This is a genomic window from Pseudonocardia ammonioxydans, from assembly GCF_900115005.1.
Classification (GTDB): domain Bacteria; phylum Actinomycetota; class Actinomycetes; order Mycobacteriales; family Pseudonocardiaceae; genus Pseudonocardia; species Pseudonocardia ammonioxydans.
The window spans coordinates 21,139-44,485 of record NZ_FOUY01000014.1 but is presented as its reverse complement, the minus strand read 5'-3'; the positions used below and the strand labels follow the sequence as shown (position 1 = coordinate 44,485).

Genomic DNA, 23,347 nt, shown 5'->3' with positions numbered 1-23,347 from the left:
CCCGGCCCGGGGTCCGCGCGGGCGGCCGCTCGATGAGCGGGGACGTCCTGGAGGACTGGATCGCCGGGGGCCCGGAACCGGAGCGGGGCGTCCGCAAGGCGGCGGTCAAGGCCGCGCTGGCGGAGCTCGCCCGGCGCGCGCCCGGACGCAGCGTCGAGGTCCGGGTCCCCCCGTTCGGCGCGGTGCAGTGCATCGAGGGCCCGCGGCACACCCGCGGCAATCCGCCGAACGTCGTCGAGACCGACCCGCGGACCTGGATCGCCCTCGCCCTCGGCCGGCTCACCTGGGCCGACGCCGTCGCCTCCGGCGCGGTGCGCGCGTCCGGATCGCGGGCCGGCGAGGTCGCAGCGCTGCTGCCCGTGAGTGGTTTTCGCGGTCCTGACCGCGAAAACCACTCACGAGCCACGTAGTGACCTCCCTCCCGCGGGCGGGTGGACGCGGGGTTGCGGGCGTAGGATCGGCGCCTGGTCCGGTACGCCGCCTGTCGAGGAGCGCCGCGTTGAGTTCCGTCCGGAACGAGCACGTCAGCCCTGCCCCCACCACCCCGGCCGCAGCCGTATCCGAACCCGAACCCGAACCCGAACTCGAGTCCGGCCCCCGCGAGGAGTGCGGGGTCTTCGGCGTCTGGGCACCGGGTGAGGACGTCTCGAAGATGACGTACTACGGCCTCTACGCGCTGCAGCACCGTGGTCAGGAGGCGGCCGGGATCGCCGTGTCCGACGGCCGGCGCACGGTCGTGTTCAAGGATCTCGGCCTGGTCAGCCAGGTCTTCGACGAGCAGACGCTGTCGTCGCTGCAGGGCCATCTCGCCGTCGGGCACTGCCGCTACTCGACGACCGGCGCGACCACCTGGGAGAACGCCCAGCCCACGTTCCGCACGACCGCGGCCGGCTCGGGGATCGCACTCGGCCACAACGGCAACCTGGTCAACACCGCGGAGCTGCGCGACGACGTCGGACGGCTGGAGGGCCGCAGGCGTTCCGGGCTGCGCGCGACCACGGACTCCGACCTGGTCACCGAGCTGCTCGCGGCCGGTGCCGACGACCTCGGTGTCTACGAGTCCGCGATGCGGCTGCTCCCGCGGCTGCGCGGCGCGTTCTCGCTGACCTTCGCCGACGAGTCGACGCTCTACGCCGCGCGGGACCCGCAGGGCGTCCGGCCGCTGGTGCTGGGCCGGCTGGAGCGCGGCTGGGTGGTCGCCTCGGAGACGGCGGCGCTGGACATCGTCGGTGCCTCGTTCGTCCGCGAGGTCGAGCCCGGTGAGCTCATCGCGATCGATGCCGACGGCATCCGCAGCCGGCGTTTCGCCGTGCCCGAGCCCAAGGGCTGCGTGTTCGAGTACGTCTACCTGGCCCGCCCGGACACCCACATCTCCGGCCGCTCGGTCTACGACACCCGCGTCGAGATCGGCCGCCGGCTCGCGGAGGAGCACCCGGTCGACGCGGACCTGGTCATCCCGGTCCCGGAGTCGGGCACACCGGCTGCGATCGGCTACGCCCAGGGCTCCGGGCTCCCCTACGGCCAGGGCCTGGTGAAGAACGCCTACGTCGGCCGGACGTTCATCCAGCCCAGCCAGACGATCCGCCAGCTCGGCATCCGGCTCAAGCTGAACCCGCTGCGCAACGTCATCCGCGGCAAGCGGCTGGTCGTGGTCGACGACTCGATCGTGCGCGGCAACACCCAGCGTGCCCTGGTCCGGATGCTGCGCGAGGCCGGTGCGCTCGAGGTGCACGTGCGGATCGCGAGCCCGCCGGTGCGCTGGCCCTGCTTCTACGGCATCGACTTCGCCAGCCGGGCCGAGCTGATCGCCAACGGCGCCGACACCGAGGGCGTCCGCCGCTCGATCGGCTCGGACTCGCTCGGCTACGTGTCGGTCGACCAGATGGTGGCCGCCTCCGAGCAGCCGCGCTCGCGGCTGTGCTGCGCCTGCTTCGACGGGGACTACCCGATCCCGCTGCCGGAGGAGGCGCAGCTCGGTAAGAACCTGCTGGAGGACGTCCCCGAGCCGCAGGCATCCGGATCCGCATCAGGCGATCCCGGCCCGCTGGCCGTCGGATACGGTGCCGGGGAGGCGCTGAGCAGGCCCTGACCGGCAGCACCACCCCCGACCACACCGCACCGCACCGCACTGGAGAACCGACCCATGCCCTCGACCGAGCCCGGCCCCGCCAGCTACGCCTCAGCGGGGGTGGACATCGACGCGGGGGAGCGGGCGGTCGAGCAGTTCCGCCCGTTCGCGGAGAAGGCCACCCGGCCCGAGGTGATGGGCGGGATCGGCGGGTTCGCCGGGCTGTTCGCCGCGAAGTTCGGCAAGTACACCGAGCCGGTGCTGGCCGCGTCCACCGACGGGGTCGGCACCAAGGTCGCGATCGCGCAGGCCATGGACAAGCACGACACCATCGGCCAGGACCTCGTCGCGATGGTGGTCGACGACCTGGTGGTCTGTGGCGCGGAGCCGCTGTTCCTGCAGGACTACATCGCCATCGGCAAGCTGGTGCCGGAGAAGGTCGCCACGATCGTGCGCGGCATCGCCGAGGGGTGCGAGGCGGCCGGCTGCGCGCTGCTCGGCGGGGAGACGGCCGAGCACCCCGGCCTGATGGACGAGGCCGGTTACGACCTGTCCGCGACCGGGGTCGGGATCGTCGACGCCGAGAAGATGCTGCGGCCCGAGCGGGTCCGGCCGGGCGACGTCCTGGTGGCGCTCGGCTCGTCGGGCCTGCACTCCAACGGCTACTCGCTGGCCCGGCACGTGCTGCTGGAGATCGCCCGGCTGCCGCTGGAGGGCGAGCTCGAGGAGTTCGACCACTCGCTGGGCGAGGAGCTGCTCGTCCCCACCCGGATCTACGCCAAGGACTGCCTGGCGATCGCCGCGGAGACCGGGGTGCGGACGTTCTCGCACGTCACCGGCGGCGGTCTGGCCCGCAACGTGGAACGGGTGCTGCCCGAGGGGCTCGCGGCGACGATCGAGCGTGGTTCGTGGACCCCGGCCCCGATCTTCAAGCTGATCCAGTCCCGCGGCCGGGTGGACCGCGCCGAGATGGAGAAGACGTTCAACATGGGCGTCGGGATGGTCGCGGTGCTGCCCCCCGAGGACGTCGACCGGGCCCTGGCCGTCCTCACCGCCCGGCACGTCCCGGCCTGGATCCTCGGCGAGGTCGGCCGGATGAGCGAGGTCGAGGGTGCCGACTCCGGGGAGATCGGTGCCCGGGTGCAGCTGAGCGGCGAGCACCCCCGGTTCTGAGTACCCCGGTTCCGGGAGTGCCGGCCCTCAGGACGGCGGTGGCCCGGCCGGCCCGCCTCCCCGGCGGTGATCCGCGGGCCGGTGCCCGTGCCCCGGCGGTGTGACCGGCTGGAAGAACGCGCCGGTGCTGCCGCCCCGCCGCCCGCCGGCCCCCGGGGCGACCCGGTGCGGTGACGGGCCGGCCGGGAGCGATGCGGCGCCCGGGCCGACCAGCGGTCCGTCGGCGATCCGCCCGGTCGGGGAGTCGTCGGCGGGGGAGCCGGCTGCCGGACGGATCACGGGCCGCTCCGGCCCGCCGGGATCCGCTGCCCGCCGCGCCCCGGTGACCGGGAACGGCGACTGCCGGTGCCGGCCCGCGGGCGGCGGCATCGACGGGTCGCCGTGCACCGGGTGCTCCACGCCGGCACCGGTCAACGCACGTACCGACATCCGCGCGAAGGCCGCGCGGTCCGGGCGCTCCCGGCCCAGGACCGAGCCGAGGAAGCCCAGCAGGAACCCGGCCGGCACCGACACCAGGCCCGGGTTGGTCAGCGGGAACACGGCGAAGTCCAGCTTGGGCAGCATCGACGTCGGTGTGCCCGACACCGCGGGCGAGACCACGATCAGCCCGACGGTGACCGCGAGCCCGCCGTACATGCTCCACAGCGCGCCGGACGTGGTGAACCCGCGCCAGAACAGCGAGTAGAGCAGCGTCGGCAGGTTCGCCGACGCCGCGGCGGTGAACGTCAGTGACACGAGGAACGCGATGTTCTGCCCGTTGGCGAGGATCCCGCCCGCGGTGCCCAGCACCCCGATCACCAGTGTCGCCCGCCGCGCCACCCGGATCTCCTCGGCGGCCGTGGCGGTCCCGCGGCGGATCAGGTTGGCGTAGACGTCGTGGGCGAACGCAGCGGCCGCGGTGATCGTCAGGCCGGCGACGACGGCGAGGATCGTCGCGAACGCGATCGCCGAGACCAGGGCGAGCCCGATCTCCCCGCCGATCTCCAGGGCCAGCAGCGGCGCCGCCGAGTTGACCCCGCCGGGCGCGGCGAGGATCCGCTCCGGACCGACCATCGCCGCGGCCCCGTACCCGATCACCAGCGTGAGCAGGAAGAACCCGCCGATCAGCCAGATCGCCCAGGTCACCGAGGAGCGCGCCTGCCGTGCCGTCGGCACGGTGTAGAAGCGCATGAGGATGTGCGGCAGGCCGGCCACGCCGAGCACCCCGCCGAGCGCCAGCGACGCCAGGTCGGCCTGGGCGAGCGCCCCGCCGCCGTAGAGCAGGCCCGGCCGCAGCACCGCGTCGCCCTCGGGGTGGCGCAGCGCCGCGGACTCGAACAGCTTCGGCAGGCTGAGCCCGGTGATGCCGAGCACGTAGGCAGCCATCACCGCACCGGTGCCGACCAGCAGGGCCGCCTTCGCGATCTGCAGCCACGTCGTGCCGGTCATGCCGCCGATCAGCACGTAGACCAGCATGAGCCCACCGACGCCGGCGATCACGACGGCCTGCCCGGCCCGGTCGGTGACGTCCAGCAGCAGTGCCACCAGCCCGCCGGCCCCGGCGAGCTGGGCGAGCAGGTAGAGCGTCGAGATGACCACGGCCGACGTCGCCGCCGCGGCCCGGACCGGGCGTTCGCGCAGCCGTACGGTGAGCACGTCGGCGAGGGTGTAGCGACCGGTGTTGCGGATGAGCTCGGCGATGAAGAACAGGGCCAGCAGCCACGCGACGAACGCGGCGACCGCGTAGCCGAAGCCGTCCGGCCCGGACACCGCGACGGCGCCCACGATGCCCAGGAACGTGGCCGCGGACAGGAAGTCACCGGACAGCGCCAGCCCGTTCTCCGGCCCGGTGAACCCGTGCCCACCGGCGTAGTACGACGACCGGGTCGCCCCGGACCGGGCCACCCGGAGCACGACGACGAGGACGACGAGCAGGAACGCGGCGAACACCACGACGTTCAGCACGGGGTCGCCCACGGCCGACCCGGTGACCGGCCCGGGCGGTGGGGCGGGGACCGAGCTCACGAGGACCGAGCTCACGAGGACCGAGCTCACGAGGACGCGCCTTCCAGCCGTGCCCGGACCCGGCCGGCGAGCGGGTCCAGCCGGCGCCGGGCGTAGCGGTTGTAGGCGGCGGTCAGCGCGAACGTCGAGACGAACTGCCCGGCGGCGAGCAGCAGCACCAGCGGGATCCCGCCGGGGCGCAGCGAGAGGAGGTCCTTGTACCAGGCGTTGAGCACCAGGTAGCAGAGGAACCAGGCGAGGAAGAGCACGGTGGCGGGCACGACGAAGCGCAGCAGGCTGCTCCGCAGCCGGGTGAAGTCCGGCGTAGCGGCCGCGTCGACCCACACGTCCCCTGCCGCGCGCTCCCCCGTCCGGGTGTGATCAGGGCGCACACCACGATGTTTCGTCACATAATGTGCAACGGGTGACAAGGCGATGGGTTATCGAATTCAGTCGATAGTGGCGTAAGCCGTACTCACGGCGTGCGGGTGCTCACCCGATGTGAATCCCGCAGCATCGGCGGGTGCAGGGCGGTGGCGTCCCCGCGCCGGAACAGCCTCGGCGGCCGGCCGCGCCCGCCGGTCACCAGCGTGGTCGTCGGGACCAGGAAGCCCTCGGTCGAGGTCACCTTCCGCTGGAAGTTGCGCGGGTCCAGCGAGGCGTCCCAGACGGCCTCGTAGACCCGCCGCAGGTCGGTCACGGTGAACTGCGTGGGGCAGAACGACGCCGCCAGCGTCGTGTACTCCAGTTTGGACCGCGCCCGCTCGACGCCGTCGGCGAGGATCCGGCGGTGGTCGAACGCCGGTGGCGGCACCTCGTCCACCGGCCACCAGGCCGAGGCCACCGCGCTGCCACCCGGCGTCGGCTCCGGCATGTCCGGCAGGAACGCCAGGTAGCCCACGGACAGCACGCGCCCCCGTGGGTCCCGGTCCGGGGCCGCGTAGCTCGCGAGCTGCTCCAGGTGGCCGACGACGGCGTGGCCGGTGTCGGCTCCGGTCTCCTCGCCGAGGCGTCGCCCGGCGGTGTGGACGAGGTCCTCGTCGGGGCGCACGAAGCCCCCCGGGAGGGCCCACTCACCGAGGAACGGGGGCTCGCCCCGTTCGATGAGCAGCACGTGCAGGCGGTCGGACCGCACCGTGAGCACGACGAGGTTCACGGCGACCGCGAAGAGGTTGCCGCGCATGTCGTGAGCACCTCGGACGGGACGGGGACCAGGACTCCGCTCCGCAGCCGGAGCGGTGCTCATGATCTTGCCCTATCCGATCGGTCGGGCGAAACCGCCTGGTACGACCGGCGTACCGGACGCGTCGGCGAGCGGAGCGACCGGTGCCGGACGCACGGCGGCGCCCGGGCTGCGGGAGCATCTGCTCCTGCGCCCGGGCGCCGATGTGCGGTTCAGCGGCGAGGCTCGTCGTCCTCGTCGTTGTACCTGGCGGCGAGGTCGGCGTACTCGCCGTACTCGTCGTCGCCGTTGTCGGTAGTAACCGCCGTCCCACTACCGATCTCACGCTGCAGCGCGTCGAGATCCATAGCAGGGGAGCTGTACTTGAGCTCGCGGGCCACCTTCGTCTGCTTGGCCTTGGCTCGTCCGCGCCCCATGGCTGGTCCCCCTTACAACAGGGAAGGGGCGGCCCGGTCAGCTGACACGACCCGGCGGCCCCTCTCGTCTCATCAATGTCGTGGTCGTAACCGTACCTTGTTCACGCCGGTGAGTGCGACGTGGCCGCCCCGCGTCACAGCCGGACGTACGTCCACGGCGCCTCGCGCGAGGTCCGGAGGGGTGCCGGCCGGACCCCGCGCGGGGTGTGCTCACCTCGCCCAGGTCAGGCGCGGCGTCCCGGGCCGCCGCCGGTCCGCTCCCGCGCGACGCGTCCGGGCGGCGGGCTGTCCGGGTCGGCCTCGTAGGAGTCCGGGTCGACCGTGGCCGGCGAGACACGCTCCTCGGTCCCCGCGGTCAGCTCGGCGTCCACCGGCACGGACCGCTTCAGCAGGGCCAGCGCGATCGGCCCCAGCTCGTGGTGCTGCACGACCGTGCCGACCCGGCCGACCGCACGGCCGTCCCGGTGCACCGGGTCGCCGGTGCGGGGCAGTTCCTCGTCGCCGGCGTCGAGCAGCAGCAGCACCTGGCGGCGCGGTGGACGGCCGAGGTTGGCGACCCGCGCCACCGTCTCCTGCCCGCGGTAGCACCCCTTGGTCAGGTGCACGGCGGGGCCGATCCAGCCGACCTCGTGCGGGATCGTCCGCTCGTCGGTGTCCCGGCGCAGCCGCGGGGCGCGCGACTCCACCCGCAGCGCCTCGAACGCGATGGTCCCGGCGGCGCGGGCGCCGGCGGCGGTCAGCGCGGACCACCACGTGTCCTTCGCGTCCCGCGGCACCACCACGTCGACCGCGTCGCGCCCCGGCCACGGCGTGCGGCGGACGAACCCGCCGCCGTCGAGCCCGGCCACCCCGTGCGGTGGGGGCGGCAGCGGCAGCCCGGCCTTCTCGAGCACGGCCGGGACCTCGGGGCCGACGACGCTCAGCACGGCCAGCTCGCCGGTGGCGTCCCGCGGCTCGACCGCCGACCAGAACACCATCTTGGTGAGGTAGTCCAGCAGCGCCGCGCCGTCGCCGGGCTCGGTGTCGAGGTAGACGGCGTCCCCCGTGGAGGCGACGGCCATGTGGTGCAGCACGCGGCCCTGCGCGTCCAGCACCAGTGCCTCGGTGCCGGTGTCGGCCGGGAGCTCACTGACGTGCTGGGTGAGCAGCAGGTGCAGCCAGGAGAGCCGCTCCTCGCCGGTGACCGCGAGCACGTCGCGGTGACCACGGTCGACCACGGCGGCCGAGCGGGCCATCGCCCGTTGCTCGGCAGGCGGGTCGCCGTGGTGGGCCGGGACGGCGGTGTCCGGGTCCGGGGTCTGGTCGGTGTCCTGCTCGGGTCCGGATGTGGTCACCGGTCTCCCTTCACGGCCTCCGGGGAGGCGGAGGCCGCGTCGTCGTTCTGGTCGGTCGTGCTGGTCTCGATCGTGCTGATCGTGCCGCCTCCGGCGGTGGTGCCGGCCGTGCCGCCTCCGGCGGTGGTGCTGCTCGCGCCGGAGCAGTCCGCGCAGGTGCCCGAGAGCGCCACGTGCGTCGAGTCGAGGTGGAAGCCGAGCTCGGCTCGCGTGCGACTTGCCACATCGGACAGCAGCTCGGCCGGCGCCTCGTCGACCCGGCCGCAGTCGTGACAGACGAGGTGCAGGTGCCGGTGCTGGTGCTCGGAGTAGGTCGGGGCGCCGTGCCCGAGGTGGGCGTGCCGGACGACCCCGAGGTCCTCGAGCAGGTCCAGCGTCCGGTAGACGGTCGTGATGTTGACGGCTGGTGCGGTGGCCTGCACACGGGTGCACACCTGCTCGGGGGTCGCGTGTCCCAGCTCGCGCACAGCGTCCAGCACGAGCTGGCGTTGGGGCGTCATCCGCAGACCGCGCTTGTGCAGCGTGCCCTTCAGCGAGGTGTCCACGCCACCGATGGTATTCGTTCCGGCCCGGTAGGCTCGGGGACGCGCGAACGGTAGCCGCACATCTTGTCACGGGATCGCCGGTCACGGGAGCCGCCACGCCGATGGGGGACGCCCGGCAGTCGCGGAGTTCGCCGCGACGGCGCACGCGCGGCTACTCTGTTCGACAGGGTCGAGCCGGGTGTGCCCGGGTGCGAGGGCCCTGCGCAATGCCGGACGACCTGTGTGAGGAGAGGCGATGACGGCAGACGGGGCGGACCGCCCGGGCGGTTCCCCGCGGTTCGACGTCGTACTCCGCGGATACGACCGCAAGCAGGTGGACGAGCACATCGTCCAGATGCAGCGGGTGATGGGCCGCATGCGGGCCGACATCGACGCACTGCGGAGCCGGCCGATGCCGCCGCCGATGCCGGCCTCACCCCCCGGTGGTTTCGCGCCCGCGCCGGGAGCCCCCGGCGGTCCGCAGCCGGGCCCCGGGCCCCGGCCCTCGCCGCGGCCGGCTCCCCCGCCGCAGGACGCCGGCGGCGTCGACGGCTTCTCCGACCGGATGCAGGCCATCCTGCAGAAGGCCGAGGAGGAGGCCGAGGAGATCCGGAACAAGGCCAGGGCCGACGCCGAGCGCGTCACGTCCGAGGCCCGCAAGCAGGTCGATCGCGCGCGGGCGGACGCCGACCGCGCCCGCGAGCACGGGGACAAGCTCCGCGCCGAGGTCGGCGAGCTCACCCGCCGCCGTGACGAGCTGCGTGCCGAGGCCGGCCGGTCCACCGGCCCGGAGAAGCCGGACGGCGACGCCCGCACCGGCATCCCGCAGCCGGCCGCGGGCGATCGCCCCGGTCGCGACGGGGACACCGGCGACCGGCGCCGGGACAGCGGTGAGCAGGTCCGCCCGGCCGGCGCCCGTCCGCCCGGCCCGGGCGACGCGGCCCCCGCGCCACGTCCCGGCCCGCGCCCGCAGCCCGCGCCGAGTGCGCAGCAGGGCCCCGGGCAGCCCGGCGGTTCGCCGGGGGCCCCGGCTCCGGGGCGGCCGCCGCACCCGGGGGCGCGCCCGGAGGCCGCCGGGTCCGCAGGCTCGCCGTCCGGTCCGGGTGACCGGTCGTCGGGCCAGGAGAAGAGCGGCCGGCCGGCCGCCGAGCAGCAACACGGCCCAGCAGGGCCGGCGCAGCCGGGCCGACCGGCCGGGCCCGGCAGCCCGGCGGGTCAGCCGGGCGGGACGAACGGCTCCGCGGCCGCGTCGGCAGGCTCCGGTGCCGGGCAGAACGGCCGGGGTGAGCAGCACGGTCGCCAGGACTCCGACCGGCAGGCCCGGCCGGTCGCTCCGCACGGTGGCCAGAACAGCGACCAGGCGCACGGTGCGCCCGCCGACCGGCAGGGACCGTCCGGTCCCGGCCGGCCCGGTCAGCAGGGCGCCGCCGCGGGTCCGGGGCGGCCCGGTCAGCAGGGCGCGTCCGGTCCGGGCAAGCCCGCCCGGCCGGGTCCGGCGGGCCCCGGCAACCCGGGACAGGCACAGCAGGGGCAGGCCGCTCCGGGGAACGCCGCGCAGCAGGGGCAGGCGGGTGCCGCGAAGCCGGGCCCGGCGAAGGCGGGTCAGCAGACCCAGTCGGGGTCGGGGAACTCGCCCCAGCAGGCCCAGGCGGGGGCGGCGAACTCGGCTCAGCAGGGTCAGGCGGGGGCGGGGAACTCGGCTCAGCAGGGTCAGGCGGGGGCGGGGAACTCGGCCCAGCAGAGCCAGGCGGGCGCGGGGAACTCGGCCCAGCAGGGCCAGGCCGGGTCGGGAAGCTCGCCCCAGCAGGCCCAGGCCGGGTCGGGGAAATCGGCGCAGCAGGGCCAGGCGGGCCCGGCGAACTCCGCCCAGCAGGGCCAGGCGGGCCCGGCGAAGGCGGGGCAGCAGGGCCAGGCGGGGTCGGCGAACTCTGCCCAGCAGGGCCAGGCGGGTACGGGGAGCTCCGCCCGGCCGGGTCCGGCCGGTCCGGGCAAGCCCGGTCGGCCGGGGCAGCCCGGCCAGCAGGCGGCATCCGACAAGCCCGGTCCGCAGGGCTCGGCGAGCTCCGGCCGGTCGGGCCAGGAGGGACCGGAGAAGCCCGGCGGGGCGGCTCAGGCCGCGTCCGCACAGTCCTCCGGCCGTCCGGGCCAGGCGGGCCCCGCGAAGTCCGGCGGTCCCGGCCCGGGGCGGCCCGGACAGCAGGACCAGGGGTCGGGGCAGGCCGGTCCGCGGCCGGGACCCCGTCCGTCCCCGGCGCCGCGGCCCGGCCCCGCCCCGGCCGGTCTGCAGGCCGGCCAGGCGCCCCGGGGCGAGCAGGACGCCGAGCGCACCACCGCGGTGCGCCCGGGAGGCGACGAGCCGGAGGCGGCCGAGCTCTTCCGTCCGGCGTCGGAGCCCCAGCAGCCCGAGCCGGCGACGTCCGCGGTTCCGCGGCAGGACGCCGAGCGGAAGTCCGATGAGGACGCCGAACGGACCGTCGCGGTCGGCGCCGTCCGTCGTTCCGGTGACACTCCAACGGATGGTTCCCGGCAGTCGTCCGACGGCGAGGAGAAGGATTCGGGGGCGCAGTCGGCGACCGAGGCCGAGCCGCCGACGACGGTGAACCCGACGGCCGGGCGCGGCTCCGGGGCGACCGGTGCCGGCTCCGGCCGCAACGGCTCCGGGCAGACGGGCAACGGTCAGGGCGGTCGTACCGGGGGATCCGGCTCCGCGGAGGGCTCCGGCAACGGTGCCGCGAACGGCCGCTCGAACGGTGCGAACGGCTCCGGTCAGGGCTCGTCGAGCGCCGGTCGGCCGAGCGCCGCGCAGCCGTCCTCGGGGACGCGCAGCAGCTGACGGTTGCACGCGCACGGGCCCCGGCCGTCATAAGGTCCGGGCCCATGCAGCTCGGCTCGTTCACGATCCCGCCCCTCGCGCTCGCGGCGGTGGTGGGCGCGGGCGTGCTGGTGGTCCTGGTCCTGTGGGGTGTCTGGCGGGTCCGTCGGACCCCGGCGCCCGACCCGTTGCCCGTCGCGCGTCCCGACGCGTCCGAACGCCCGCAACCGTCCGCAGAGGACTGGACGGGCGAGGCCGCCGGGGGACCGGCGGACCCGCCGCGTCCCGTCCGGCCGCGGACCGTCGCGGACGTCGTCGCCGAACGCGGCGGGGACACCGGCCCGCTCCCCGGCCTCCCCGTCCGGTCCGAGGCCGCCGACGCCACACCCCCGCCCACGGCGGGGCGGCACGCGATCCGGGATCCGGACCCCGCACACGAGAACCTCCGCGCCCCCGCCGACGAGCGACCGGACAGCGCGACGCTCGCCCGTACCGGCAAGGAGCCGGTGAGCAGTCGGCGCGGGCTCCGTCCGGCCGGCTCCGGGCTCGACGACGGTGTGGTCACTGCACGTCCGGTCCGGTACCCGGCCGCGCCGCGGTCGGGGTGGGGCGGGTTCGGGGGCCGCAAGTCCGGCGCCATCGACCGGAACGAGACCACGACGCCCGAGGAGGGACGTCCCGCGCCGGCGGGCACGTCCGCCGGCGACCGGGGTGGGGACGACACCCCGCGGGGTGCCACCGGTAGCCGGAGCCGTACCACTGCGTTCGACGCCGCCGGCCCGAGCGGAACCGTCGCGACCGGTACCGGTTCGCCCGCCGACGCCACCCGTGCCGAGGCGTCCCACGGGGACGAGTCGTCCGCGGGCGCCGGCTCCGCCTCCGCGGCCGGCGGTGGTTCCGGAGCCGGTGCGGCTGCTGCTGCCGGTGCGGGGCTCACCGGTGCCGTCGCGGCCGGGCTCGCCGGCCGATCGGGGTCCACGGCGGACAGCGGCCCGGATGCTTCCGCCGCCGGTACGTCCTCGTCGGACACCGCGGCGGGTCCGGCGCCGGGTGGCGCTGCCGGTTCTCCCGGTGCGGACGCTCCGAGTCCGGTCCCGCGGCGATCCGGTCTGCACGGGAGCGGGTCGGCGGACGCCGGATCGCCGGTTGCCGAGCCCTCGGACCCCGCGGTCGCGGGGAGCGCGTCATACGACCAGGACGTCTCGACCACCGGACCGACCGGGACGGTGGACCCCTCGGCCGAGCCGCCCCGGAGCACGGCACCGCAGGACGCGCCCCCGGCGAGCGCACTTCCCGGACACACGCACGCGGACGGCGCGGCCCCGGGTGGCCCGACCCCCGACCCCGGGTCCACCGGCACCGCGGCGGAGAGCGGTCCACGGGCGGCAGGGCGCTCCGGTATCGGAGCCGTCACGGGTGCAGTTGCCGGGCTCGCCGCCGCCTCCGGTGCGGCGGCCGCCTTCGCCGCGAGGCGACGCACCGCGGCCTCCGATCAGGAGGGCCCTGATCGCGAGGATCCCGATCGCGAGGGGCCCGGCCCCGCGGGGACCGCCCTCGAGGCGACCCGGCCGGGCACCGGACAGCCGGCCCGCTCCGAGGTGGACCACGCCGGCACCGGCGTCGCCCCGGCGGCCGCCGGCTCCCCCGGACAGGACCCCGACGGTGCCGAGTCCGGGGCGACCGGCGCGACAGCGAGCAGCGAATCCGCAACGGGCAGGCCCGCCGTCGATGACACCGGGACCGGCCTCCCGACGGCCGACCGGCCCGGTGCCGCCACCGCCGCCGGAGCCGTCGACGACGGTGCCGCCGGTGCTACGGCCGGGGCGGCCGGCGGCACGGTCGCCGGTGCCGGATCCGTCGACGGCGCGGCTGCCGGTTCCACGGCTGGGCCGGCCGACGGCACGGTCGCCGGAGCTGATGACGCGATCGCTGGTGCCACATCCGGGGCGGCCGGCGGCACGGTTGCCGGGGCCGACGACGGAACGACGCTCGGGACCGGTGCCGGGGCCGTCGACGGCACGGTCGCCGGTGCCACGGCTGGAGCAGCCGGCAGCACGGTCACCCCAGCCGCTGATGGCACGACTGCTGGTGCCACCGCCGGATCCGCCGACGGCACCGTCCCCGGTACCACGGCTGAGGCAGCCGACGGCACAGTCGCCGGAGCCGGAGCCGGAGCCGGAGCCGGAGCCGGAGCCGGAGCCGGAGCCGGAGCCGGTGACGGCGCGACGGCCGGTACCGGCGCCGGTGCGGCTGCGGGCGCAGCTGCGGTGGTCAGCGCCGGAATCGTCGGCAGCACGGTTGCCGGTGCGGCTGAGGGCACACCCGCCGGACCTGGCACCGATCCTGCCGACGATGCGGTTGCTGGTGCCGCCACGGGGGCCGCCGACGATGTGACCGACGGTCTCGCCGTCGGCCCACTCCCGCCGTGGTCGGCCGAACGCACGGTGCCCGCCCACGAGGACCTGCCCAGCGACGAGGGCTCGGCCACGGAAGACCCGGATACCGACCCGGACGCCGGTGCCGACGACGTCCGGCCCGCCGGTGTCGGGCTCCCGCGCGCGGCGGTGGGGCCGGCCCGGCCGATCGGCCCGGAGCCGGTGTCCCGCGCGGTGCAGCAGGCACTCGCCGCGCGCGCGGTGCGGCGGGCGCGGATGCGCCGGCCCGACGAGGGCGCCGGCACCACGAACGGTGAGCAGCAGGAGCTGCCGTTGTCGGTGGTGCCGTCGGCCCCGACCGCTCCGGCTGCGGACGTCGACGTGCGGGACCGGCTGCTCGGGGTGCTGCTGGCCGACCCGACCCGGGCGGTCGACGCGGCCCGGCTGCTGGGGGACTCCCAGGAACGGATCGAGCAGCTCGGTGACGTCCTGCGCCGGCGCCGTGACGACCTCGCCGGTGCGGTGCGCCACCTGCACGAGTGCGGCCTCGATCCGGTCCAGATCGGACGGCTGGCGAACATGGCCACCGCCGACGTCCGGACCATCCTGGACGGTGAGGACGCCGGCCGCGGGTGATCAGCCCAGGACGGTGAACCGCACCCGGGTCCCGGGCAGGGCCTGGGCGAGCACGGCCAGGTCTGACGGCTCGACCACCGCGACGACCGGATAACCGCCGGTCGTCGGGTGGTCGGCGAGGAACACCACCGGCGGCCCGTCCGGCGGTGCCTGCACCGCACCGGTGACCATGCCCTCGCTGGGCAGCTCCCGGTCCCGGGTGTCCGGCCGCCGTTCCGGTGGCGGGCCCTCGAGCCGGATGCCGATCCGGTTCCCGTCCGCCGTCACCGTCCACTCCGGCCCCGCGAGCGCGGCCCGGGGGTCGGTGAACCAGTCGTCGCGCGGACCGAGCCGGACCCGCAGCCGCACGGCCGTGTCCGGGACCGAGACCGGGACCGGACCCGCGTCGGGCAGCGTCCCGGACCAGGGCCCCACCGGCAGCTCGGTGTCGTCGGTGACCGGGGCGGGGCCGAGCCCGGACAGCAGATCGGTGCTCCGGCTGCCCAGCGCGGCCTCGACCGCCAGACCGCCGGCGACGGCGAGGTAGACCCGCAGGCCACCGACCGGCGCGCCGAGCTCCAGCGTCGCCCCGTCCGGAAGGTGGAGGGCGGTGTGCGAGGCGGCGGGCCGGCCGTCCACCGTGACCGGCGCGGGCGCGCCCGTCACGGCGACGACGCGGTTGCCCCGGGCCCTCAGTCGCGCCCCGCCACCGAGCAGCTCCAGCCCGGCCGCGCCGTCGTCGTTGCCGACGAGCCGGTTCCCCAGCTCGTACGCGGGCCGGTCGAGCGCGCCCGACGGCGGCACACCCAGGTGCGCGTTCCCCGGCCGTCCCCGGTCGGTGACCAGTGCCTGCGGCCCGGACCGCAGCACCAGCAGGCCGCCGGTCACCGGGCCTCGAACCGCACCCGGTCGCCCGGGGTGAACAGGGTGGGTCGCTCGGCCCCGGGGTCGAACAGGACCTCGGGGGCCACCGCCGCCCGGCCGATCAGTCGCCAGCCGCCGGGGGACCGGCGCGGGTACACGCAGCTGTAGACGTCGGCGATCCCCACCGACCCGGCGGGTACGGCGGTGCGGGAGCTCTCGAGCCGCGGCTGGCGCAGCGGCTCGGGCAGTCCGGACAGGTAGCCGAAGCCGGGCGCGAAACCGCAGAAGTCCACGGTGTACTCGGCGCCGCTGTGCAGCTCCACCACCTCGTCCCGGGAGATCCCCGCGGTGCGGGCGACCAGGTCGAGGTCGGCACCGTCGTAGGTCACCGGGATCGTGTGGACGGTCCCCGTGCCGGACGAGCCCGACTCCGGGTCGGCGGTGCGCACCGCGTCGCGCACCCGGTCCAGCGCGGCACCGGGCGCCACCTCCACCAGGACCGTCCGGGCCGCGGGGACCAGCTCGGTCACCTCGGCCAGTTCCGCCGCGCGCACGGCGGACACGATCGCCGCGACCTCGGCCGCCGAGGTCACCTCGAACAGCAGCGCCCGCCGCCCGCACGGGCGCACCACGGTGTCGACCACCGGTGGTGCTCAGCCGACGACGCGCCGCAGCACGGCCGACATGTACGGGGCCATCTCGCCACCGTCCATCGCGCGCTCGTCGACGTAGGCGAGGTCGCCCTGGTTGACCAGGCCGTAGAGCCGCTTCGAGGCGACCGTGGCCCGCGCCGACGCGGTCCGGGCGACGGCGTCGGTCTCGATCTGCCAGGAGCGCATGTCGCCCTTGGGGCCGTAGAAGACCTCGACCAGGCCGCTGCTGTCGGCGATGACGGCCTCCAGCGAGCCGTCCTCCTGCGGGCGCCAGAAGCCGGTCTCGCGCTCCAGCAGCTCACCGATCTCGCCGTCCGGCCCGAGCAGCCACGACCGGGACTCGAAGGTCAGGAACGGGCGCCCGTCGTGGGCGAAGGTCAGCTGCTGGCCGAACGGCCGGGCACCCTCGACGGTCGGGTCGACGATCTCGCCGTCCCCGCGCCAGACGCCCACCAGCGGCAGCACGCCCAGGCAGCGCTCGTCGAGGTCCGGGCCCTGGCGCAGGTTCGCCGTGTCGTCGGTGACCGGCAGGTCGCTCCACTGCGGACGGTTGCGCTGCGGCGAGTCCGGCGCCGCGTTCTCCGGCCCGGTGATCGTGGTCCGCAGCTGCTCGTCGTCGGAACTGGTCACGGGGTCGGCTCCTCGGTGTGGTCGTGGGCGTCGTGGTCGTCGGCGTCGCCGTCCGGGGCGGGACGGTCGGTGGCCGCGGAGGCCGGGGCGGGCTCGACGACGAACAGGCGCCGGAGCAGCCACCCGGCCCAGGCGGCGGTTCCCGCGGAGAGGGCGATCAGCAGCCCGGTGGAGAACCAGTGCACGGCGCGCCAGCGTACTAGCACCCGCCCACCGGCCGGCCCGGCCCGCCGCGCACCCGGGTCCCGCGTGCCGCCGCGCCCCGCTGCCGCGCCCCGAGGGGCACCCTCGGGGCACATGGCGCTACGAGGGTGCCCCTCGGAGCCGGGCGGACGGGACACCGCGGCGCCGGACGGGACATGGCGGCCCCCGGCAGCGCTACGAGGGTGCCCCTCGGGGCGCGTGCGTGAGTGCCGGCCGCGATAGCGAGACGGCCGCACGGACGAGCGGGGTGCCCCGGACGGCGGCGCCCGGACGCACACCCTGATGCAGAATGCATTGTCCACCCGTTCGGGTGTAATGCAGGCCTCATTCGGTGACTTACGGTGGGAGCGTTCGCCCGGCGTTCCGATCGACCGGTGTGCGGAACGCCCTCCCCATCACAACGAGGTGATCCGATGGCGCTCGACGAGGCAACCGCAGGTTTCCTGGCCCAGATGGCCGAGAGCGGGATGAAGCCGCTCCACGAGATGACCCCGGAGGAGGCGCGCGGGCTGGGTGGGGCCCTGCGCGACATGTACGGACCGGGCCCCGAGGTCGCCCACGTGGTCGAAGAGTCCGTCCCGGTGGCGGGCGGCAGCGTCCCGGTGCGGATCCTCGCTCCGGAGGCCCCGTGTGCGGTGTTCGTCTACTACCACGGCGGCGGTTGGGTGATCGGCTCGCTGGACGAGTCGGACACCCTGGCCCGCAAGATCGTCGAGCGGACCGGCGCGGCCGTCGTCCTCGTCGACTACCGCCTGGCCCCCGAGCACCGTTACCCGGTCGCGGTGGAGGACTCGTGGGCGGCGCTGCTGTGGAGCGTCCGGCACTTCGCCGAGCACGGGACCGACCTGCCGCTGATCGTCGGCGGGGACAGCGCGGGCGGGAACCTCGCCGCGATCATGGCCCAGCGGGCGAAGGCGGAGGGCGGTCCGGCGATCGCGCTCCAGGTGCTGGTCTACCCGGTCACCGACGCCGACCTGGACAACGCCAGCTACTCCGACCCGTCCAACCAGCTGATGCTGAGCCGGGACTCGATGGTCTGGTTCTGGGACCACTACGCCCCCGACCAGGCCTCGCGCCGGCGTGCCGACGCCTCCCCGCTGCAGGCCACCGACCTGGCCGGGCTCCCGCCCGCGGTCGTGCTCACCGCCGAGCACGACGTGCTGCGCGACGAGGGCGAGGCCTACGCGGAGAAGCTGCGCGCGGCCGGTGTCGCCGTGCAGAGCCGCCGGTTCGAGGGGCAGATGCACGGCTTCTTCACCATGGTCAACGTGCTCCCCGGCGCCGACGCCGGCCTGGAGTACGTCGCGGAGCACATCGACCGGCACCTGGCTTCGCACGCCCAGCCGGCCTGAGGGCCGGCCCCCGACCCCGTTTTCCCCTACATGCAACGGCGCACGTCAGAAGGGACCACGGAATGAGCAACGACCGCAGCGTCGACGCGGTGATCGTCGGCGCAGGAATCGCGGGCCTCTACCAGCTGTACCGGCTGCGTGAGCTCGGGTTGAGCACCCGGGTGTTCGAGACCGGCGACGGCGTGGGCGGCACCTGGTACTGGAACCGGTACCCGGGTGCCCGCTGCGACGTGGAGAGCCTGTCCTACTCGTACTCCTTCTCCCCGGAGCTGGAGCAGGAGTGGGAGTGGACCGAGCGCTATCCCGCCCAGCCGGAGATCCTCCGCTACGTCAACCACGTCGCCGACCGGTTCGACCTCCGCAAGGACGTCACGTTCAACACCCGCGTCGGGTCGGCCGACTACGACGAGGCGGCCGGCCGCTGGCGGGTCGCCACCGACACCGGCGAGACGGTGGACGCGCAGTACCTGATCATGGCGACCGGCTGCCTGTCCCGGTCGAAGGAGATCGACATCCCGGGTCGGGAGCGCTTCGCCGGGCCGACGTACCACACCGCGCACTGGCCGCACGAGGGCGTCGACTTCACCGGCCTGCGGGTGGGCCTGGTCGGCACCGGCTCGTCCGGGGTGCAGTCGATCCCGATCATCGCGGCGCAGGCCGCCGAGCTCACCGTCTTCCAGCGCACCCCGGCGTACTCGCTCGCGGCCCGCAACCGGCCGCTCGAGCGCTCCGAGATCGACGCCATGAAGGCGGAGTACCGGCAGTGGCGGGACAAGCAGCGGACCTCCGGGTTCGGGGTGCCGGTCCCGGAGGCCACCGAGTCGGCACTGGCGGTCTCGGAGGCCGAGCGCAACGCCAAGTACGAGTCGGGCTGGCAGGAGGGGACGCTGGTCTCCATCCTCGCCGGCTACACCGACACGCTCGCCGACGCCGCCGCCAACGAGACCGCGGCCGAGTTCGTCCGACAGAAGATCCGCGAGCGGGTGACCGACCCGGAGGTCGCGGAGATCCTGAGCCCGCGCAGCTACCCGTTCGGGACCAAGCGCCCGTGCCTGGACACCGGCTACTACGAGACGTTCAACGAGCCGCACGTCCACCTGGTGGACCTGCGCAGGACGCCGTTGACCGAGGCGACCGAGCGCGGCCTGCGGACCTCCGAGCGGGACCACGAGTTCGACGTCCTCGTGTTCGCCACCGGGTTCGACGCGATGACCGGCGCGCTGAACGCGATCGACATCCGGGGCCGGGACGGGGTCCTGCTGCGGGACAAGTGGGCCGAGGGACCGCGGACCTACCTCGGTCTCGCGATCGCCGGGTTCCCGAACCTGTTCACGATCACTGGCCCGTCCAGCCCCTCGGTCCTGTCGAACATGATCGTCTCGATCGAGCAGCACGTGGACTGGATCACCGACTGCATCGTCGCACTGGGCGAGCGTGGGGCCACCACGATCGAGGCGACCGCCGAGGCCGAGGACGAGTGGGCCGCGCACGTGGAGGAGGTCGGGAACATGACGCTCTACCCGACGGCCGACTCCTGGTACATGGGCTCCAACGTGCCGGGCAAGCCACGGATGTTCATGGCCTACATCGGGGGCGTGGGTGCCTACCGGGAACGGTGCGACGCGATCGCCGCGAACGACTACGAGGGCTTCCGGCTGGAGAAGACGACGCTGACCGGCGCAGCCTGACGGAGCGGCGCACGGGTGGGGCGGGGCGGCCCACCCCACCCGTGACGGCCGCCGGCCGGAGAGGAAGGATCGCCGCCGTGACCTACTCGGTTCCGCCGACCCGGCGCGAGGCGATCGTCCGCCAGCTGCGCAAGGAGATCGTGACCGGCGGGCTGGCTCCGGGGACCGTGATCAAGGACGCGGAGCTGGCCGCCCGGCTCGGCGTCAGCATCACCCCGGTGCGCGAGGCCATCGCGCAGCTGGTGGCGGAGGGACTGGTCGACGTGGCCCCGAACCGGGTCCGCCGGGTCGCGGTCGTGACGACCAAGAACGCCGTCGAACTGCTCGACGTCATGGGGGTGCTCGCCTGCGCGGGCGTCGAGTGGGGGATCGACAACCTCACCGACGACCACCTCGACCGGCTCCGCACCCGGCTGGCGGAGTTCGAGGAGGGGCTGGCCCGCAAGGACCTCATGCTCGCCTCCGTGGCGGGCGCCGACTTCAGCACGATCATGATCATGGCGAGCGGGAACCGCGAGCTGCAGACCCACGTCGACCTGACCGTCACCCGGAGCCAGCGGATCCTGGCCCTCGGCTACGACGACCGGATGTGGACGGTGTGGGTCCAGGGCTACCGGGCGGTGCTCGCGCTGCTCGAGCGGGACGACCGGGCCGGCGCCGTCGAGCGCTACCGGGACATCTACCGGCAGTGCCGCGAGCTGCTCGCCGAGACCGGCACCGACGCCGGTGTGGACGCGGACGAGGCCGACTGAACGGTCGGCGTCGTCCACGAACGACCGCCGCCCCGGACAACGGGGTCCGGGGCGGCGGCCGTGTTCTCGTGGGTCGGGGGTGTTCGCGAATCAGTGTGCTCGCGAACGAGCGTGCTCGTGGTCAGCTCACGAGCACCTCGGCCTGGTGCAGGCCCGGGCCGTCGACGACGAGCTCGGCCTGGCCGTTGCCCGAGCGCGACAGCGCACGGACGGTCCAGCTGCCCGGGGCGGCGAAGAACCGGAAGTCACCCGAGGCCGAGGACACGACCTCCGCGGTGAACTCGCCGGTGCCGTCCAGCAGCCGGACGAACGCGCCGCCGACCGGCTCGCCACCGGCCACGACGCGTCCGGCCAGCACCGTCTCCTTCTCCAGGTCGGTGCCGGCGGGCAGGGTCAGGGACTGGTCGGGTGCTCCGCACATGGTTACTTCGCTCCCAGCTCGATCGGCACGCCGATCATCGAGCCGTACTCGGTCCAGCTGCCGTCGTAGTTCTTGACGTCGGTGTGGCCCAGCAGCTCGCGCAGCACCACCCAGGTGTGGCTCGAGCGCTCGCCGATGCGGCAGTAGGCGATGGTCGGGCGGCCCTCGTCGAACCCGGCCTCCTTGTAGAGGGAGGCCAGCTCCTCGTTCGACTTGAAGGTGCCGTCCTCGTTGGCCGCCTTCGACCACGGGATGTTGATCGCCGACGGGATGTGGCCCGGGCGCTGCGACTGCTCCTGCGGCAGGTGGGCCGGGGCCAGGATCTTGCCGGAGAACTCGTCGGGCGAGCGGACGTCGACGAGGTTCTTGGTGTCGATCGCGTCGACGACCTCGTCGCGGAACGCCCGGATCGAGGTGTCGGCGTCCTTCGCGGTGTAGCTGGTCGCCGGGCGGTCCTTGGTGTCGGTGCTCAGCGTGCGGCCGTCGAGCTCCCACTTCTTGCGGCCGCCGTCGAGCAGGACGACCTTGTCGTGGCCGTAGAGCTTGAACTCCCAGTAGGCGTAGGCGGCGAACCAGTTGTTGTTGCCGCCGTAGAGCACCACCAGGTCGTCGTTGCCGACGCCCTTGGCCGAGAGCAGCTGCTCGAACTGCTCCTTGGTGACGATGTCGCGGCGGACCGGGTCCTGCAGCTCGTCGGTCCAGTTGACCTTGACCGCACCGGGGATGTGGCCCCCGTCGTAGGCGGTGGTGTCCTCGTCGACCTCGAGGAACACCACCCCGTCGGTCTCCAGGTTCTGCTCCGCCCAGTCGGCGGTGACGAGGACGTCCTCGCGGCTCATGATCGAATCTCTCCCGAAGTGGTGTGCTGGGTGGCGGGTCAGGACTGTCGTGATCGGACGTCGCCGCCGGCCGGGTGGGTACGCGGCCGGGCGAGGTCCGTGGGTGCTCGCGATCCCGGCGTCGCCGGCCGCGGCGCGCAGCAGCGGCGGTCCGGACGTCCGTGCCGATCATCGGTGCGGAGCGGGCCGTGCGGGCCGGCTCGGCACACACGGGTCCGCGGGCGGTACCCGGCAGGGGCTCCTGATCGACCGGTGCGGCCGGGCGTCGCTGCGACGCGCGGCTCAGGGATCGCGGGTCAGGAGTTCAGACAGAGGCAGCCGGCCAGACGGCACAGATCAACCGCGCGGCGTCGGGTCAGCGGCCAGTTCACATCCGCGAGGGTAGCCGACCCGGGCCTGTCCGCACACCCGTCCATTTTCTGCCGCCGGCCGGCCCGGCGGTCAGCTCGTGGAGCGGGCGCTCCCCGCAGCCTCGCCGATGCTCACGTCCCGCGCCGTCCCGGAGATCTCCAGGACGTTGAACTCGGGCACCGACGCCGAGGTCGGGGTGACCCCGAGGGGCAGCGTCCCCGGGTCGATCTCGACCGCCATCGCCTGCATCAGCGAGTCGTGCACCGCGTCCGGGACGGGGTCGCCGGTCTCGTACTCGCGCACGTCGAGCGGGACGATCCGCAGCGACCCGTCCGAGACCAGCAGCGAGCTCAGCACCGCGACCCGGGCGTCGGCCCCGTCGACCGGCATCTCGGCGACGAACAGCCCCGCCGTGCGCGGGTCGAGCCCGCGCAGCGCCGGGTCCCCGCCGTCGCGGACGGTCTCGTCGATCGCGTTGGCGTCGACCTCCTCGACGGTCAGGCGTTCCACCCCGGCGGCCGGGCCGCCGTCGGCGACCACCAGCCGTCGTACGTCCATCGGCCCGATCCGCACGATGCCCTCCGCAGCGGCCGCCCGGAACGAGGCCGGGCCGGAACCGGCCAGGTCGGACAGCGGAGCGCGCACGCCGTGGAACCGGGCCTGGATCTCCGGCGTGCGCAGCGGGCCGATCGGCACCCGGCGCATCGCGACCTCGACCTGGTCGTAGCGGCCGGTCGCGGCCTGGGCGAGGAAGGAGAAGCCGTGCACCCGGACCGCGGGATCCTCCGGGAGGCCGAGCCGGTCGCGCATCTGGCGGGCGATCCCGGACTCCGCGGCGGCCGCGGTGCCGAGGTCGGCGAGGACGAGCAGGCCCGCCACGGCCAGCACGGCGGCGACCACCCGGGTCACGGTGCCGCGGCGATCGGTGCCCGGACGGTCGGGGCCTCCCACGGCAGTACCTCCCACGGCGGCCTCCCAGCAGCAGGGATGTCGAACCTCCAGACGGTAGAGAGCCCGCACAGGGGGCCGGCAGGCGACCCCCGGTCGGCGACGACGCCGGTGCCGCGCGGGCGGTTCCACGGCGTGAGACGGATCGCGCTCCGCTGACCG

Annotated in this window: 20 protein-coding genes and 2 pseudogenes; 8 read left to right on the top strand and 14 right to left on the bottom strand. The window is 74.9% G+C overall.

The genetic code is table 11. The annotated features are described in order from the left end of the window. The first annotated feature begins 32 nt into the window (after positions 1 to 32). The 3 genes from BM093_RS15075 (at position 33) to purM (ending at position 3,241) form a co-directional block, all read left to right on the top strand. Positions 33 to 410 (top strand): sterol carrier family protein, encoded by a 378-nt coding sequence (locus tag BM093_RS15075; protein ID WP_093343309.1) that lies wholly within the window; start codon positions 33 to 35, stop codon positions 408 to 410. An 89-nt stretch (positions 411 to 499) separates the two neighbouring features. Further along, positions 500 to 2,089: an amidophosphoribosyltransferase gene (purF, locus tag BM093_RS15070; RefSeq protein ID WP_093343306.1), complete on the top strand. Its 1,590-nt coding sequence runs from the start codon at positions 500 to 502 to the stop codon at positions 2,087 to 2,089. Positions 2,090 to 2,143: 54 nt separating this feature from the next. After that, positions 2,144 to 3,241, top strand: coding sequence for a phosphoribosylformylglycinamidine cyclo-ligase (purM, locus tag BM093_RS15065; protein WP_093343303.1), 1,098 nt, complete (start codon positions 2,144 to 2,146; stop codon positions 3,239 to 3,241). Between the two features lie 384 nt (positions 3,242 to 3,625). Here purM and BM093_RS15060 read toward each other — a convergent pair. From BM093_RS15060 to BM093_RS15035, 6 genes and pseudogenes are all read right to left on the bottom strand, one after another. Next, positions 3,626 to 5,197: pseudogene (locus BM093_RS15060) on the bottom strand (solute symporter family protein); the annotation flags it as partial. 74 nt (positions 5,198 to 5,271) lie between these two features. Further along, a complete protein-coding gene (locus tag BM093_RS15055) occupies positions 5,272 to 5,616 on the bottom strand; it encodes a DUF485 domain-containing protein (RefSeq protein WP_245773533.1) in 345 nt (114 codons plus the stop codon). An 83-nt stretch (positions 5,617 to 5,699) separates the two neighbouring features. Further along, positions 5,700 to 6,407 (bottom strand): NUDIX hydrolase, encoded by a 708-nt coding sequence (locus BM093_RS15050; RefSeq protein WP_177238492.1) that lies wholly within the window; start codon positions 6,405 to 6,407, stop codon positions 5,700 to 5,702. Between the two features lie 212 nt (positions 6,408 to 6,619). Next, positions 6,620 to 6,823, bottom strand: coding sequence for a DUF3073 domain-containing protein (locus BM093_RS15045; protein WP_093343295.1), 204 nt, complete (start codon positions 6,821 to 6,823; stop codon positions 6,620 to 6,622). A gap of 224 nt (positions 6,824 to 7,047) precedes the next feature. Then, positions 7,048 to 8,157 (bottom strand): CAF17-like 4Fe-4S cluster assembly/insertion protein YgfZ, encoded by a 1,110-nt coding sequence (ygfZ, locus tag BM093_RS15040; RefSeq protein WP_093343292.1) that lies wholly within the window; start codon positions 8,155 to 8,157, stop codon positions 7,048 to 7,050. Between the two features lie 140 nt (positions 8,158 to 8,297). Then, positions 8,298 to 8,702: pseudogene (locus tag BM093_RS15035) on the bottom strand (Fur family transcriptional regulator); the annotation flags it as partial. Positions 8,703 to 8,937: 235 nt separating this feature from the next. On the opposite strand from BM093_RS15035, the gene BM093_RS15030 reads away from it, so the two are divergent. Together BM093_RS15030 and BM093_RS15025 are read left to right on the top strand one after the other, a co-directional pair. Next, entirely contained in the window at positions 8,938 to 11,514 is a 2,577-nt protein-coding gene (locus tag BM093_RS15030; RefSeq protein WP_093343289.1) for a hypothetical protein, read from the top strand. A gap of 44 nt (positions 11,515 to 11,558) precedes the next feature. Further along, positions 11,559 to 14,504 (top strand): hypothetical protein, encoded by a 2,946-nt coding sequence (locus BM093_RS15025; RefSeq protein ID WP_093343286.1) that lies wholly within the window; start codon positions 11,559 to 11,561, stop codon positions 14,502 to 14,504. Here BM093_RS15025 and BM093_RS15020 read toward each other — a convergent pair whose 3' ends face one another. Genes BM093_RS15020 through BM093_RS15005 form a run of 4 tightly spaced genes read right to left on the bottom strand, consistent with a single transcriptional unit; the run spans position 14,505 to position 16,815 of the window. Then, on the bottom strand, positions 14,505 to 15,371 hold the full coding sequence (locus BM093_RS15020; protein WP_093343284.1) for a 5-oxoprolinase subunit C family protein: 867 nt from the start codon (positions 15,369 to 15,371) through the stop codon (positions 14,505 to 14,507). It abuts the gene before it with no gap. Beyond that, the gene (locus tag BM093_RS15015; RefSeq protein ID WP_093343281.1) at positions 15,368 to 15,991 is read right to left on the bottom strand and encodes a 5-oxoprolinase subunit B family protein; all 624 of its coding nucleotides are present in this window, start codon (positions 15,989 to 15,991) and stop codon (positions 15,368 to 15,370) included. Before BM093_RS15015 ends, BM093_RS15020 begins: the two co-directional genes overlap by 4 nt. Before the next feature lie 9 nt (positions 15,992 to 16,000). Beyond that, positions 16,001 to 16,630, bottom strand: coding sequence for a heme-binding beta-barrel domain-containing protein (locus BM093_RS15010; protein ID WP_425439158.1), 630 nt, complete (start codon positions 16,628 to 16,630; stop codon positions 16,001 to 16,003). Further along, on the bottom strand, positions 16,627 to 16,815 hold the full coding sequence (locus BM093_RS15005; RefSeq protein ID WP_093343279.1) for a hypothetical protein: 189 nt from the start codon (positions 16,813 to 16,815) through the stop codon (positions 16,627 to 16,629). Before BM093_RS15005 ends, BM093_RS15010 begins: the two co-directional genes overlap by 4 nt. Positions 16,816 to 17,247: 432 nt before the next feature. Here BM093_RS15005 and BM093_RS15000 point away from each other — a divergent pair, with 432 nt between their 5' ends. The 3 genes from BM093_RS15000 to BM093_RS14990 all read left to right on the top strand — a co-directional run bounded on the left by BM093_RS15000 (position 17,248) and on the right by BM093_RS14990 (position 20,626). After that, positions 17,248 to 18,186 (top strand): alpha/beta hydrolase, encoded by a 939-nt coding sequence (locus tag BM093_RS15000; RefSeq protein WP_093343277.1) that lies wholly within the window; start codon positions 17,248 to 17,250, stop codon positions 18,184 to 18,186. 62 nt (positions 18,187 to 18,248) lie between these two features. Next, positions 18,249 to 19,874: a flavin-containing monooxygenase gene (locus BM093_RS14995; RefSeq protein WP_093343274.1), complete on the top strand. Its 1,626-nt coding sequence runs from the start codon at positions 18,249 to 18,251 to the stop codon at positions 19,872 to 19,874. A 77-nt stretch (positions 19,875 to 19,951) separates the two neighbouring features. Next, entirely contained in the window at positions 19,952 to 20,626 is a 675-nt protein-coding gene (locus BM093_RS14990) for a GntR family transcriptional regulator (protein WP_218162782.1), read from the top strand. Between the two features lie 121 nt (positions 20,627 to 20,747). Here the strand turns inward: BM093_RS14990 and BM093_RS14985 are convergent, their stop codons facing one another. From BM093_RS14985 to BM093_RS14975, 4 genes are all read right to left on the bottom strand, one after another. Further along, entirely contained in the window at positions 20,748 to 21,047 is a 300-nt protein-coding gene (locus BM093_RS14985; RefSeq protein WP_093343272.1) for a DUF1416 domain-containing protein, read from the bottom strand. A gap of 2 nt (positions 21,048 to 21,049) precedes the next feature. Further along, a complete protein-coding gene (locus BM093_RS14980; RefSeq protein WP_093343269.1) occupies positions 21,050 to 21,886 on the bottom strand; it encodes a sulfurtransferase in 837 nt (278 codons plus the stop codon). 296 nt (positions 21,887 to 22,182) lie between these two features. Next, positions 22,183 to 22,302, bottom strand: a complete 120-nt coding sequence (locus BM093_RS38355; RefSeq protein WP_425439157.1) for a putative leader peptide — start codon at positions 22,300 to 22,302, stop codon at positions 22,183 to 22,185. Positions 22,303 to 22,327: 25 nt separating this feature from the next. Then, positions 22,328 to 23,188 (bottom strand): LmeA family phospholipid-binding protein, encoded by an 861-nt coding sequence (locus BM093_RS14975; protein ID WP_177238491.1) that lies wholly within the window; start codon positions 23,186 to 23,188, stop codon positions 22,328 to 22,330. Positions 23,189 to 23,347 lie beyond the last annotated feature (159 nt).